Source organism: Pseudomonas sp. PSB11, from assembly GCF_014596605.1.
In the GTDB taxonomy this organism is placed as follows: domain Bacteria; phylum Pseudomonadota; class Gammaproteobacteria; order Pseudomonadales; family Pseudomonadaceae; genus Aquipseudomonas; species Aquipseudomonas umsongensis.
The window spans coordinates 103,730-118,120 of record NZ_NOIO01000017.1 but is presented as its reverse complement, the minus strand read 5'-3'; the positions used below and the strand labels follow the sequence as shown (position 1 = coordinate 118,120).

Here is a 14,391-nt window from a genome sequence, read left to right as displayed (position 1 = left end):
CTTCCTCCACAAGAATTTTATTCAAGGACTGAATATGAACAGTAGGAACTTCTCCGGCGTATTGACCGGCCCCACTCTGCTTTCAAGCATTGAGGACATATCACTTGCGGATCATGACGACCTGACCCACTGCACACAGATCGCCACCCAATCCGCCAACACGGCCTGCAGTCGCTTTGTCGATTCGACAAAGTGGCTGAATGAATACATGACGACGCTGAGTTTCCTGGGGTGGTCTGTCTTCCAGGATGCAATCTTTACCCGCACCCGACACGATGTCTTGAGAAGCGTTGCGGATTTCCTGGTCGAGAGCGCCGGGAAGATGCCCGACAGCCGACAAGGTAACGCGATGATCGACACGCTCGACGCACTCAAGCCCGACAAACCCGCGCTGCTCTCTCTGGACCAGGAAAGTCTCCTGGGTCGGCACTTTCAGGTCATTCCCGCCCGCTATGACGCCCAGGGCTTTCTGGAAATTGCGGTGTTCAATCTTGAATTGGTAGCGTCTACCAATGAAAGTAACTTCCTGTACGTCGAATCGGAAAAGCGCTCCGCCACAATCATCCAGCAACGAGCCTATCTCAAACTGGATAAAAGAATACTTGAAACAAAAAGAACGCTTATTGATAAAAAGCGTCGTGAGATCAGAATGAAGAGATTCGACCTGCTAAAAAACAACCTTTAAGACTACCCGATTAAATCCCCATTATTTTGCAGGGCAGCCATCGCCCTTGAACGCGATTTCATCGACGACGACGGGCGAATGCAATCGACACCGCGTTATGATGCCCCACCGCGCCGGTCGAGACGGACCTGGCCGCGGAGATGATTGGGCTTTGGTCGATAGAAGAGGAATGGCATGCCCCCTTGGCTGACAGTGGTAGGCATCGGTGAAGACGGCTTCAAGGGGCTGGGCAAGAACGCTCGGCACGCCCTGCTGGGCGCCTCGCGGATCATTGGCGGTCAGCGGCAACTGGATTTGCTCCCGATGTGTATTCGTGGTGAACGGCAATTGTGGCCCAGCCCGTTTTCGCTGGCGCCGGTGCTGGAGCGCTACGGTGAGCCCGTTTGCGTGCTGGCCAGCGGTGACCCCATGTTCTTTGGTGTGGGCGCCAGCCTCGCTCGGCAAGTACCCAGCAGTGAAATGCTGGTCTTGCCCGCGCCATCTTCTTGCTCACTTGCCGCCGCACGGATGGGCTGGCCGTTGCAGGATGTGGTGACGCTGTCGGTGGTCGCTCGCCCCATCGCGGCGCTGAATGCGCAGCTGTCCAGTGGCGTTCGTCTGCTGGTGCTGAGCAATGACGGTCAAAGTCCCGCCGCGATCGCGGCACTGTTGCGCGAACGCGGGTTCGGGCCGAGCCGCCTGAGCGTGCTTGAACATTTGGGTGGTGAGGCCGAACGACGCATCGACGGTGCGGCCAACGACTGGGCCGACCCGGTTGTCGCCGACCTGAACCTGATCGCCATAGAATGTATCGCACAAGCAAACGCGCCGCGTCTGTCGCGACTGGCCGGCCTGCCGGACTCCGCCTTCAGGCACGACGGCCAACTGACCAAACGCGATGTGCGCGCCATCACACTCGCTCGACTGGCACCGGTTCCCGGTGAGTTGTTATGGGATGTCGGTGCCGGCAGCGGCTCCATTGGCATTGAATGGATGCGCGCTCATCCCAGTTGCCGGGCGCTGGCCATCGAGGCCGACGAAGGTCGGCAGCTGTTGATCGAGCACAACCGCGACGCACTTGGCGTGCCCGGCTTGCAACTGATTCGCGGCAGTGCTCCGCAGGCCCTGGTGGGACTCGAGCGTCCGGACGCGGTGTTCATCGGGGGCGGCGTCACCCGCGAAGGCGTGCTCGACGCTTGCTGGGCAGCGCTCAAGCCTGGCGGCCGCCTGATTGCCAATGCGGTCACGCTGCAAAGTGAAATGACCCTGATGGCCTGGCGCGAACAGCGCGGGGGCGAGCTGACGCGTATTCATATCGCCCAGGCGCAGCCCTTGGGCGATTTCGACACCTGGCGCCAGGCGTTGCCGATTACCTTGCTGGACGTGGTCAAACCCTTCGATGCGTGACGAAACCGCCGAACAACCCGCACCACTGCGCAGCGGCCTGACCACGGGCAGCTGCGCCACCGCGACCAGCCTGGCGGCGGCTCGCCTGCTGCTCGGTGGCACTTCGGCGGACGCCGTGCACATCGTGCTGCCAAAGGGTAGGCAGGTGCAGATGCGCCTGGAGTTCTGCCGCCTGATCGACGGTGGCGCCGAGGCAGGGACGATCAAGGATGCCGGAGACGATCCCGACGTAACCCATGGCGCGTTGCTCTACTCTCAGGTGCGCCTGCGCAATGAGCCGGGTATCGGTTTTAATGCCGGGCGTGGTGTTGGTACGGTCACCCGCCCGGGGCTGGTGCTGGGCGTTGGCGAGCCGGCGATCAATCCCGTACCACGCAAGATGATCAGCGATCACCTGACGCTGCTTGCCAACGAGTTCGGCTACCGCGGCGGTTTCGAGGTCACGGTGAATGTCGAGAACGGTGAGGCCCTGGCGCTGAAAACCATGAACCCGCGCCTGGGCATACTCGGCGGCCTGTCGATCCTCGGCACCAGCGGTATCGTCCGGCCGTTTTCCTGCGCGGCCTATATCGCCTCGATCCACCAGGGCATCGACGTGGCCAAGACCAACGGTTATCTGCACATCGCCGCGTGTACCGGCAACGCCAGCGAAGACACCATGCGCAGGATCTACAACCTGCCGGAAATCGCCCTGATCGAAATGGGCGATTTTGTCGGTGCCGTGCTCAAACACCTGCGCAAGGTCCCGGTTGAAAAACTCAGCCTGTGCGGCGGCTTCGGCAAGATCAGCAAGCTGGCGGCCGGGCACATGGACCTGCACAGTCGGCATTCAAGCATCGATCTGCCGCAACTGGCCGAATGGGCGGCCGCGGTCGGCGCCGATACGGCGCTGCAGCAAGGCATCCGTGAAGCCAATACCAGTCAACAGGCCCTGGCGATGGCCAGCGCCGCCGGCATCGCCCTCGGTGACGCGGTCTGCCAGCACGCCCTGGACTTCGCCCGCAGCGTGGTGCCGGCGCAGGTTCAGGTCGAAGTGTTTGCCATCGATCGCCAGGGCGCAATTGTTGGCCATGCAGGAGCTTTTCAATGAAGCGCATTCTGTTGCTGGGCGGCGTGACCGAGGCGCTGGCCATTGCCCGAACCCTCGGCCCGCAACACATCTATAGCCTGGCGGGTGTCGGTCGAGTGCCGACGGACCTGACCTGCCAGGTTCGGGTCGGCGGCTATGGCGGTGCCGAAGGGCTGGCGCAATTCATACGCGATGAAGGGATTGATCTGCTGCTCGACGCTACCCATCCCTACGCCGCCCGGATCAGTCAAAACGCCGCGACGGCGTCTCGGTTGAGCGCTATCGCCTGCTGGGCGTTGCGACGTCCGGCGTGGCAACCGCAGGCCGGCGATGACTGGCGCGAAGTCAGTGATTGGGCCGAGTTGATCGAAGCGCTGAAACCCTTCCGTCGACCGCTGTTCACCCTGGGTCGCGAGCCCTTGCAACACCTGGATGAAATCCCGCCGGAGCAGTTCTGGACCTTGCGCGCGCTGGACGTTTACCCCGGCAATGATCGTTGCGAAGTGATCGGTGCACGCGGACCGTTCCTGATCGACGAGGAACGCGCCTTGTTCGAACGTCGGCAGATCGACGTGCTGATCAGCAAGAACAGCGGCAGCACCGCCACTGAGCCGAAGCTGGAGGTGGCGCGCGAGCGGGGGGTGCCGGTGCTGGTGTTGAAGCGGCCGGTGTCGCCGGTGGTAGAGCGCGAGTTTGGGTCGGTGGTCGAGGTGTTGCGAGCAATGACAGAACAGGTTTTTATCTGAGAATTGTGAACGCCTTAGTACGTCTTCGCGAGCAAGCCCGCTCCCACAGGTTTTCTGTCTGGCATTGATTATGTGTCCGATGCCGATAATTGTGGGAGCGGGCTTGCCCGCGATGGCGTCATTGATAGCGATGCAAAAGTTAAAGTCTAAAAATCCACCAGCATTTACTTACACCCATTTAAAAGACGACAGACAAGTTTAAGTGACACTGGCATTTCGCTATTCGCAGCTATCATGATGGATATGAGAACTTCGTGCTGCGACACCACACCGCACGCGGTGTTTTTACTTATCGGCCCTGATCAGGCTAAATAGCTGCGCCTGATCGCCCACCCACCGGATTTGTCCCATGTCCCGACATCGGCTCGCAATTGCCTGGATCGCCTGCTTCGCAGTGCTGTTCAACATGCTCGCCATGCCGATGTCCGGAGCGATGGCGCAGACGGCGAAGGCGCCAGCCGAACAAGTGTTGTGGGGCAGTTTCTGCTCGTCCAGCGGCACCCGGATGGTGGCGATCTCCCTGGGCGATATCGAACAAAAAGCCCCGCAAAACGACGATCATTCCAACATGCAACATTGCTGGTGCTGCAGCGGCTCCGCGCCATTGGTGGCGTTGCCCGGACATGAGCCACGGTTGTATTACACGCAGTTCGAAGCGAATCGAAGCCTGCCTCCCGCCGCATTCAATATCCCGACACCCCGCCAGCAATGGCCCAGCCTCAACCCCCGTGCCTCGCCTCTGGTGTGATGACATCTCGCAATTGATCTGCGTTTTGAATCGCCTGGAGAACTGCCATGTTGAACAGACTTATCGTTCTGGCCGCGTTGCTGCTGCCTGCCTGCTTTGCCAATGCCCACGAATACACGCTCGGCGATCTGCAGATCGCTCATCCCTGGTCGCAGGAATTGCCGCCCAATGCGCCGACCATCGCGGCCTATTTCGTGATCCACAATGCAGGCAAGACCGCCGACCGCCTGCTCAGTGTCGACTCGCCGATCTCGGGTGAAGCGCAATTGCATGAGCATGTGATGCAAAACGACCTGATGAAAATGCAGCCGGTACCGAGCGTCGAAATCCCCGCGGGTGGCGATGTCACCTTTGCACCGATGGCCTACCACGTCATGTTGCTGGGGCTGAAAGACCGAAGCCTGCTTAGCGATGGCAAGCGCTTTGCGCTGACCCTGCACTTCGAGAAGTCCGGTGACGTGACGGTCGAAGTGGCGGTGCAGAAGCAGGCGCCCGAGACCACGCAAAAGCACGCTCACGCTCAATAATCCGCTGAGCTGAGGCCGCCCATGCGCCCGCCAGGCACCAGGTCATCCGCCCACCGTCGTCAGCCCTTGAGCCTGACGCGCGGCAGCTGGATCAGCCTGTTCGCCATGTTGATGATCTTTATCGGCCCACTGATTTCTCAGTCGATGCCGATGGATCAGCGTACCTCCATGCCCCTGGACATGGGCATGAACATGTCGATGGACATGAGCATGGACATGTCGGCGATGGATCACGCCGATCACGCCGCTCAACCAACGGCCGAGCATTGCCCGCCAGCGTCCGGGCACCACGCAATCTGGGAAAAATGCGGCTATTGCAGCCTGCTGTTCAATTGCCCGGCGCTCACCGGTGGCGCTGCATTCACAGCGTTCGATACCCCGCCCGCCAACACGTACACCACGCCATCTCCTCGCCAGGGCCATGCCCGGCAAGCCTTCTTCCCCGGCGCCCGCACCCGCGCCCCGCCCGTCGTCGCGTAAACAACCCACCTCAGGTGTCACACGGTCCTCCAGGAGCGACCGTGTCGTTTACGACTGTTCGATGGAAATTGTCATGTCCAGGTTTGCTGCTGTCCCCTGCTTGAGCGCTGCCCAAGCCCCCCTTGCCCCGAACGCATCCAGCATTCGCTTCAGGCACGCCACCGCCCTCCTGTGCGGTGCCTTGCTCGCGCCTTGCGCGCTGGCCGATGAACACGCAGGTCATAGTGAAGAATTGACCCCGACGGTCATCACCGCCATTGCCCCGAACTCGCCACTGACCATCGTCACCAACCCCAGGGAGCCGCGCCAACCCGTGCCAGCCAGCGACGGGTCGGACTATCTGAAAACCATTCCGGGCTTTGCCCAGGTACGCAATGGCGGTACCAACGGCGACCCGGTATTGCGCGGCATGTTTGGCTCGCGCCTGAATATCCTCACCAACGGCGGCATGATGCTCGGCGCGTGCCCCGGTCGGATGGACGCACCGACCTCGTACATCTCCCCAGAAACCTACGACCAGCTGACCGTCATCAAAGGTCCGCAGACCGTGCTTTGGGGACCGGGTGCCTCGGCCGGCACCATCCTGTTCGACCGCGAACCGGAAAATTTCGGCCAGCTCGGCAACCGGGTGAACGCCAGTGTGCTGGCCGGCTCCAATGGCCGCTTTGACAAGCTGGTGGACGCAGCCGCCGGCGGGCCACTGGGTTATGTGCGGGTTATCGGCAACACCGCCCAAGCTGACGACTATAAAGATGGCAACAACGACACCGTGGCATCGCGTTATGACAAATGGAACGGCGACGTTGCGCTCGGCTGGACCCCAGACACCGATACCCTGCTGGAGTTGACCGCTGGCAAGGGTGACGGCGAGGCACGATACGCAGGACGCAGCATGGACGGTTCGCAGTTCAAGCGCGAGAGCCTCGGCCTGCGCTTCGAAAAGTCCAACATCAGCGACGTGCTGGAACAGCTCGAGGCGCAGGTCTACTACAACTACGCCGACCATGTGATGGACAACTACACGCTGCGCACGCCTTCCGGCACCGGGATGATGGCCAGCCCCATGGCCTCCAATGTGGACCGGCGCACCCTCGGCGCGCGAGTCAAGGCCACCTGGCGTTGGGCCGACGTACAGTTGATCAGCGGCATTGATGCGCAGACCAACGAACACCGTCAACGCAACGCCATGGGCATCGACACCTACAAGGACCAGCCGTACACCAAGGATGCCGACTTCCACAATTACGGAGTGTTCAGCGAACTGACCTGGCACGCCGCCGAGCGTGACCGACTCATTACCGGCGCACGCCTGGACCGCGCTTCGGCCAAGGATTACCGGCAAACCATCAGTTCGGGGATGATGACCCGCCCCAACCCAACCGCCGACGACACGCGTGCCGATACGCTGCCCAGTGGCTTCATTCGCTACGAACACGACCTGGCCGACAGCCCGACCACACTGTATGCGGGCCTGGGCCACACCCAGCGCTTCCCGGACTACTGGGAACTGTTTTCACCCAACTCCGGCCCCGCCGGATCGGTGAATGCCTTCGATTCGATCAAGCCTGAGAAAACCACCCAGATCGACTTCGGCCTGCAATACAAAGCCGAAGATCTCGAGGCCTGGGCCTCGGCCTACATCGGCCAGGTGCGTGACTACATCCTGTTCGACTACACGCCCGGCATGATGGGGATGACCTCGCAAGCGCAGAACATCGACGCGCGGATCATGGGGGGTGAACTGGGGGCTGCCTACCGGTTCACCGAACACTGGAAAGCCGACGCCACCCTGGCCTACGCCTGGGGCAAGAACAGCAGCGATGGCAATGCCTTGCCACAAATGCCGCCGCTGGATGCCCGCTTCGGCTTGACCTACAGCGAAGACAACTGGAGCGCCGGCGCGCTGTGGAGACTGGTTGCCGCGCAAAACCGTATCGACCTGAACAAAGGCAACGTGGTCGGCAAGGATTTCGACAAGACCCCGGGGTTTGCCGTGTTCTCGCTCAACGGTGCCTATCGGATCAACCAGCACTGGAAGGTCAGCAGCGGTGTCGACAACCTGTTCGGCAAGGCCTACGCCGAACATTTGAACCTGGCCGGCAACGCCGGTTTCGGTTACCCGGCCAATGACCCGCAAGCTATCAAGGAACCGGGGCGCACGCTCTGGACCAGGATTGATATGAGTTTCTAACAACAAAAGTCAAAAGATCGCAGCCCCCTGTAGGAGCTGTCGAGTGAAACGAGGCTGCGATCTTTTTACAGACAAATGATTTCGCCAATGCGGAGCACACGTGATGAAACAGCCCAAAGTGAATTTCTACAACCTGGCCTGGCGCTGGCATTTCTATGCCGGATTGTTCGTTGCGCCATTCATGGTGATGCTGGCCCTGACCGGCACCATTTACCTGTTCAAACCGCAACTCGACTCACTGATGTACAGCAGCCTGATCAACGTCCCAGCCGGACACCACACGGTGCCGGCCGATGACCTGCTCAACCGGGTCAAGGCCGCCTATCCACAAGGCACGATCAAACAATACCTGCCGCCGGTAAACCCCCAGCGCAGTGCCCAGTTTGTCGTGCTCAACGGTGGTAACGAGCTGAATGTGTTCGTCGACCCGTATCACGGTGACATTCTCGGCGAACAAGACGCCAAGAAGAACCTGCAGGCGGTCGCGCGAGCGATTCACGGCGAACTGATGATCGGCACCGTCGGTGACCGACTGGTGGAACTGGCCGCTGGTTGGGGGGTGGTGCTGGTGGTGTCCGGGGTGTTCCTGTGGTGGCCCCGTGGTCAGGCCGCGGGCATTCTCTGGCCTCGCCTGAACAGTCGAGGCCGGGTGTTGTGGCGTGACCTGCATGCCGTCACCGGCTTCTGGGGCGCCTCGTTGCTGCTGGTGATGCTGCTCAGCGGCATGACCTGGACCGGCTTCTGGGGCCAGCAATACGCCGCCGTCTGGAACATCTTTCCGGCGGCAATGTGGGACAACGTGCCAAAGTCCGACGTCGAAGCGCGCAGCCTCAACAGCGCCACCCGCCAGACTGTGCCGTGGGCCATGGAAAATACACCGATGCCGATGTCCGGCGATCACGCCGAACACATGGCCCACGATGCAGCGCCAGCCGGTCCGGCCGCGCCGACCATCAGCCTGCAGGACGTGCAGGACATCGCCGTGCAACGCAAGGTTGAACCGGGCTACAGCATCACGTTCCCGACCACGGCCACCGGCGTGTTCACCATCGCCGTGTTCGCCGATGACCCACGCAACGATGCCACCCTGCATGTCGATCAATACACCGGCGACGTCCTCGCCGACGTCCGCTACGAGCACTACGGCGCCGTCGCCCGCGCCACGGAAATCGGCGTGATGCTGCACGAAGGCAAGATGTTCGGCACGCTCAACCAGATCATTGTCCTGCTGATCTGCCTGATGATTCTGCTCAGTGCGGTCAGCGGCGTGGTGATCTGGTGGAAGCGCCGTCCGCAAGGCAAGCTAGGTGTCCCACCGCTGCGCCACGACCTGCCGAAATGGAAAACCGCGATGGTGATCATGTTCGCCCTGGCGGTGGCGTTTCCGTTGGTGGGTGCTTCATTGGTGGTGGTGTGGGTGTTGGACAAGCTGCTGTTGGCACGCCTCAATCGGCAAGCCGAACCCGACTCCGCCACTTGAGGATACCCGGGCAAGCGTGAAGCCCCTTCGGCGTCAGTCGCTGAAGGGGCACATCGGTGTCCAGCAAAAAACTACAACTCATCCCGGGTGGGTTTGTCGGAGGCGTCGGGCGCCTGTTGGCGAGCGATTTTCCAGTCTCGTCCAAGTCGACCCGGCTGGTGCCAGTCAGCTGCCGTTTTGAGCACTCTAAGCACGCCGACGACCGCCAACCTTAGAACAAAGTCTTCGGATGAAACAAAACGACCGGTGAGTAAAAACCGGCCTTCTTCCGGGGTGTGGCTGGGTGCGTATTTGAGCAGCGCACCATGGCGCGTCGAATAGTAGAACGCGTCAATATCAAACCCTTTGGCTTTCAAGGCATGTGTGTGTGCATAGACCGACGCAGCGGATGCATAGTCCACCTCCACCGGGACGGTGGGGATGGCGGTCGACAGGACCATCTCGTGGCTGGCCATCAGCGAATAACCGTCAGGAAAGTGCGGTGCTTTGTTCCTGGGCGTGGTCGATGGGTCGCTCGCGATGCGGAAGATTCGCTGCAGCGCCTCATAGGAGGAAGGCGAATCCACTACCGGCTCCAGGCCGACGTATGAACGGGTCGCGATTTTGCCTAGCACCGCGCTGGCCAGCACCGCTGGCTGCCCACCGACATTCGCCGCTCGAAGGTGAGCATGGCGAGCCGCATCGTCGGGATGGTGAAACACGGGCCCTATAGGCAGGACCGGATTGCTTGCCCAGCGTTCTTCGTCGGAACCAGCAGGCATGCGTGGAACCCAGTCATTGCCCACAATCCCCGGACACGACCAGTAGGGACTTGTCACCAGGACCTCCAGTCGCCCCGCCACCGCCATGCGCCGAATGTAACGGGTCAGGCTGAACTTGCCCTGCTCGATATCGCGCCAGTCATCCTGCGCCTGCGCCAGTGATGCGAACGGATTGTCCCTGAACTCGACCTGCCCGAACTTATCCAGTGTCTCAACGGGATCGAAGGCGTCTAGCTGCAAATGTAACAAGGCACCGTCGGCACAGGAGAAGTAGATCGACCGGTAGCCTTGGGCGGTGTAGGCAACAACACGTGCCAGGTTCACATCCATGGGTGAAAAGAAATGCCGATAATCTTCGTCCGGCAAATTCTGAGGCGCTTGTGCACCACACATGAACATTCCGCTGGAGACGAAGCGGTAAGGTAATGCACCGGGAAAGATACGTTGGTAGTCGAACCTGGCGTTCAGCGCTTCGACGGGCAAGGTTGCCATGAAAGAACCGTCGCGAACATTCCTGAGCAGGAATCCAAAACTCAGCGCGGAACGATTGCCCGCCTGCTCATGAGCGAAGCGCGCGGCATCCTGCTCGCGAATATGCAGGGGACTGTAGGCCGGTTCGGCCACGGCATCCCTGCGACCGCTTGGGCGAATCGCCGTTGCAAATGGCACAAACTCCAACACCGCACGCGGATAGCCCCACAGTCGGCTCCCCACGACCACTTGCAGGTAACCGGACTTGGCCAGTTTGTTTACCCAGTCTGTCGGTGACAACAGGCCCAGATGGATCTGCTCCTTGATCCAGGCCCCATCCAGGTCGCGAGCCGGTTTACCTGATGCACTCAATACCTGGCTCAGGTCGGCGCGGATTCGCTCCCACGTTCCGACTCGATAACGAATGGTCGATCCTTCGGGTGCAAATAAGTACTCGTCGAGCGTTTGTTCCTTGCGGGTGAAAGCCGTGTAGACCACATCAACCGACAACATGTTGAGATAAAGCGTCTTATCAACCGGCGACATGACGACAGGCAGCGCACGCGCTACCCTTGAGCGGTAGCGTGCAACGATCGTGCAGCCCGCCGGAAACTGCCCGGAAGTGACTGACTCATCGGGGAATATCCAATTGATGTCAAAGTCCTCCTGGGGGATTTCGACAGGATCGGTCGCAACAAAGAACCCGTCGGCACGCTTCAGGACCAGGCCGCCGTATGCGCCTGTCTTGCCTTGCGGTATTTGCGAGCGGGCATGCAGCGCAGCGTCATCGGCTGAGAGGAAAACCGGACTCAACGCTCGGCGCTCCAGGTACTGACTGGGTGTCCAGTAGGCGCCGATCACCCCTTTCCTGTCCCAGCACAGACTGGTGCGCATGACTTGCAAGGCGCCGCTGTTCGCGACCACTCTGACGTAGTCGGTCGAAGTGAGCTTGCCGCTGGCCAGGTTACCCTGAATATCTTCCAGGCCCATGTTCGGGACGTCGTTGTCGAACAGCTTGGTGCCCTTGCGCGGGACATATTTGAGCAGCGCCCCATCCTGGGTCGAAAGGTAGAGCGGAATAGGTGTGTTCCCCTCCACTACCGGACGTCTTCTTGAGTTGTAAACCACAACATAAAGATCGCGCGGCACGATGAAGTGCTGGGCCAACCAGCGCCTGGATTCGTCTCGCGCATGCTTGACGCGCTGACGCGAGTAAAAATAGGAATGCGGTATAAATGACTCGGGGTAGATAGTCTCCAGGGTTCTGGACTCGCTGAACAAACTGCGCAATGAATAAAGTTTGTCCCGCACACCACCGACCGGGACCAGTTCGGTGGCGACGTATTCCTCCTTGCCCTGTTGCTTGAGGATGAACCCGAACCAGGTCTGTTCCTCGTCGTGGTGTCCCGCGTCCCTGGAATAGCGATCGAGGGCTGCCTCATCGGCTGACGGGAACACCGCCCCAAAGGACACCCGTTCCGGCACGGTACGTTCCCAGGGGCCGGGGACGCGCTCACCGGTGACTTTACCCCGTGGTCGCCAACGGCCGTTGCTGATGAGGACCTGCAAATCGCCGGCAGCCGCGGCCTCCACGACCAATTGTTCCGGTTTGACGGCCCCCGTCTCGATCCCTCGGGCAAGTTCGCCCGGTGCCAGCGCGGTCCCCAGTTGCCCAAGCAAGCTCAACGTGCGCGGTCCGCCAGGGGTGAAAGCTATCAGGCTGTCCTCGGCCCCCGAAAGATAGGCCGGATAGTCGCTCGCCAGGATGTTGCGCAACTGCGTGACGCTGAACATCAGCAAGCTCGTCGTTGCGTCCTCGACGGACCATTTCAGCTGCGCGACCTTGCCGGCGTCGAGCGTCGAAAGCGCAGGGTGAGAATAGAAGCGACCGTGCAAGACGTGGTCGTCGGGAATCACCTGGTGATGAGAGACGACACTGACGGGCTGCTCTGCCGGTTCGGTTATGACAAATCGCCGATCGCTTCGCTGAAGGATATAGCCGAAATACCCGCTGTCGCGGCGGCGACCGACTCGCTCATGGGCATAACGCGCGGCATCGTCAGCCGACAGGAACTCCCTGGCCAGCACATGCAGTGCAGATCCCGCACCTGCCGTGTAAGGCTGTTGTGATTGTTCATCCATGAAGTGGTACTCCTTTGATTCATTGATAGAGCCCCACTCTTGCACCGGAACACATTGCCCGGGCGGTACATAGTTACTACTTGCCACGCTCGGCACCAGTTGGGCGCATGGCCATGCCCCGCCTGCGCTGTCGTGCTCGTTCACGGTGCAGGCGGAGCACTCGCCGAACGGTTTTCCTCCTCAGGTAAAGCACTTCTGGCGTTAGGCACAGCCTTTGCTAAAGACCCTTCAGTAGTCCGCATCTGCCAACCAAGAAAAATATCCAACGTTCATGGAGATCGCACAATGAAGCGTCGCAGTTTGATCAAGGCTTTCACACTCACGGCAAGCATTGCCGCGATGGGCATGACCTGGACTGTCCAGGCCGCCGAGACCATCAAGGTCGGTATCCTGCATTCGTTGTCCGGCACCATGGCGATCTCGGAAACATCGCTCAAGGACATGGCACTGATGACCATCGACGAGATCAACGCCAAGGGCGGCGTGAACGGCAAGATGCTTGAAGCGGTGGTGGTGGACCCGGCGTCGAACTGGCCTCTGTTCGCTGAAAAGGGCCGGCAGCTGCTGACCCAGGACAAGGTCGCCGTGGTATTCGGTTGCTGGACCTCGGTGTCGCGTAAATCGGTGCTGCCGGTGTTCGAAGAGCTCAATGGCCTGCTGTTCTATCCGGTGCAATACGAAGGTGAAGAGATGTCGCCGAACGTGTTCTACACCGGTGCCGCGCCAAACCAGCAGGCGATCCCGGCGGTGGAATACCTGATGAGCGAAGAAGGTGGCAGTGCCAAGCGCTACTTCCTGCTCGGCACCGACTATGTCTACCCGCGGACCACCAACAAGATCCTGCGCTCGTTCCTGCATTCCAAAGGCGTGGCCGACAAGGACATCGAAGAGGTCTACACGCCGTTCGGTCACAGCGACTACCAGACCATCGTCGCTAACATCAAGAAATTCTCGGCGGGTGGCAAGACGGCGGTCATCTCGACGGTCAATGGCGATTCCAACGTGCCGTTCTACAAGGAACTGGCGAACCAGGGACTGAAAGCCACTGACGTGCCGGTCGTGGCCTTCTCGGTGGGCGAAGAAGAACTGCGCGGCATCGACACCAAGCCACTGGTGGGCAACCTCGCGGCATGGAATTACTTTGAGTCGGTGGAGAACCCGGCGAACAAGAAATTCGTCGCCGACTGGAAAGCCTATGCGAAGAAACACAACCTGCCAGGCGCCGATAAAGCCGTGACCAACGACCCGATGGAAGCCACCTACGTCGGCATCCACATGTGGGCGCAGGCCGCCGAAAAAGCCAAGTCCACCGACGTCGACAAGGTTCGCGAAGCGCTGGCCGGCCAGACCTTTGCGGCGCCGTCCGGCTACACCCTGACCATGGACAAGACCAACCACCACCTGCACAAGCCGGTGATGATCGGCGAGATCCAGGCCGACGGTCAGTTCAACGTGGTATGGCAGACCGAAGGGCCGATCCGCGCCCAGCCGTGGAGCCCGTTCATCCCGGGCAACGACAAGAAGCCGGAGTATGCGGTGAAGAGCAACTGAGCCAATGGATGCCGGGCCTGACCGTACAGCTCAGGCCCGGCACAGTTCCCTGTGGGAGCGAGCCTGCTCGCGAAGATGTCCTGACAGTCGACATTGATGGTGAATGTCAGACCGCTTTCGCGAGCAGGCTCGCTCCCACATTGACCGAGTAAGG

At 60.6% G+C, this 14,391-nt stretch carries 11 protein-coding genes; 10 read left to right on the top strand and 1 reads right to left on the bottom strand.

The window, feature by feature from the left end; genetic code table 11:
- Window positions 1-34: 34 nt before the first annotated feature.
- From CGA21_RS19460 to CGA21_RS19420, 9 genes are all read left to right on the top strand, one after another.
- On the top strand, window positions 35-685 hold the full coding sequence (locus CGA21_RS19460; RefSeq protein ID WP_110753258.1) for a hypothetical protein: 651 nt from the start codon (window positions 35-37) through the stop codon (window positions 683-685).
- Window positions 686-859: 174 nt separating this feature from the next.
- Window positions 860-2,071: a precorrin-6y C5,15-methyltransferase (decarboxylating) subunit CbiE gene (gene cbiE / locus CGA21_RS19455; RefSeq protein ID WP_188264827.1), complete on the top strand. Its 1,212-nt coding sequence runs from the start codon at window positions 860-862 to the stop codon at window positions 2,069-2,071.
- Entirely contained in the window at window positions 2,064-3,161 is a 1,098-nt protein-coding gene (locus CGA21_RS19450; RefSeq protein ID WP_188264826.1) for a cobalt-precorrin-5B (C(1))-methyltransferase, read from the top strand. The genes cbiE and CGA21_RS19450 overlap by 8 nt, the downstream gene beginning before the upstream one ends.
- Window positions 3,158-3,886: a cobalt-precorrin-6A reductase gene (locus CGA21_RS19445; RefSeq protein ID WP_110753261.1), complete on the top strand. Its 729-nt coding sequence runs from the start codon at window positions 3,158-3,160 to the stop codon at window positions 3,884-3,886. Before CGA21_RS19450 ends, CGA21_RS19445 begins: the two co-directional genes overlap by 4 nt.
- A 349-nt stretch (window positions 3,887-4,235) precedes the next feature.
- Window positions 4,236-4,634: a DUF2946 domain-containing protein gene (locus CGA21_RS19440; protein ID WP_188264825.1), complete on the top strand. Its 399-nt coding sequence runs from the start codon at window positions 4,236-4,238 to the stop codon at window positions 4,632-4,634.
- Between the two features lie 47 nt (window positions 4,635-4,681).
- Window positions 4,682-5,161: a copper chaperone PCu(A)C gene (locus CGA21_RS19435; protein ID WP_188264824.1), complete on the top strand. Its 480-nt coding sequence runs from the start codon at window positions 4,682-4,684 to the stop codon at window positions 5,159-5,161.
- A gap of 21 nt (window positions 5,162-5,182) precedes the next feature.
- Window positions 5,183-5,641, top strand: coding sequence for a DUF2946 domain-containing protein (locus tag CGA21_RS19430; RefSeq protein ID WP_110753264.1), 459 nt, complete (start codon window positions 5,183-5,185; stop codon window positions 5,639-5,641).
- 73 nt (window positions 5,642-5,714) lie between these two features.
- Complete coding sequence (locus CGA21_RS19425; RefSeq protein WP_110753295.1) at window positions 5,715-7,832, top strand: TonB-dependent copper receptor; 2,118 nt, start codon at window positions 5,715-5,717, stop codon at window positions 7,830-7,832.
- Between the two features lie 103 nt (window positions 7,833-7,935).
- On the top strand, window positions 7,936-9,312 hold the full coding sequence (locus CGA21_RS19420) for a PepSY-associated TM helix domain-containing protein (protein WP_110753265.1): 1,377 nt from the start codon (window positions 7,936-7,938) through the stop codon (window positions 9,310-9,312).
- Window positions 9,313-9,383: 71 nt separating this feature from the next.
- On the opposite strand, the gene CGA21_RS19415 is transcribed toward CGA21_RS19420, so the two are convergent.
- Window positions 9,384-12,686, bottom strand: a complete 3,303-nt coding sequence (locus tag CGA21_RS19415; protein WP_188264823.1) for a hypothetical protein — start codon at window positions 12,684-12,686, stop codon at window positions 9,384-9,386.
- Window positions 12,687-12,971: 285 nt separating this feature from the next.
- Here CGA21_RS19415 and urtA point away from each other — a divergent pair, with 285 nt between their 5' ends.
- On the top strand, window positions 12,972-14,237 hold the full coding sequence (gene urtA, locus CGA21_RS19410) for an urea ABC transporter substrate-binding protein (protein ID WP_020797581.1): 1,266 nt from the start codon (window positions 12,972-12,974) through the stop codon (window positions 14,235-14,237).
- The last annotated feature ends 154 nt before the right edge of the window (window positions 14,238-14,391 follow it).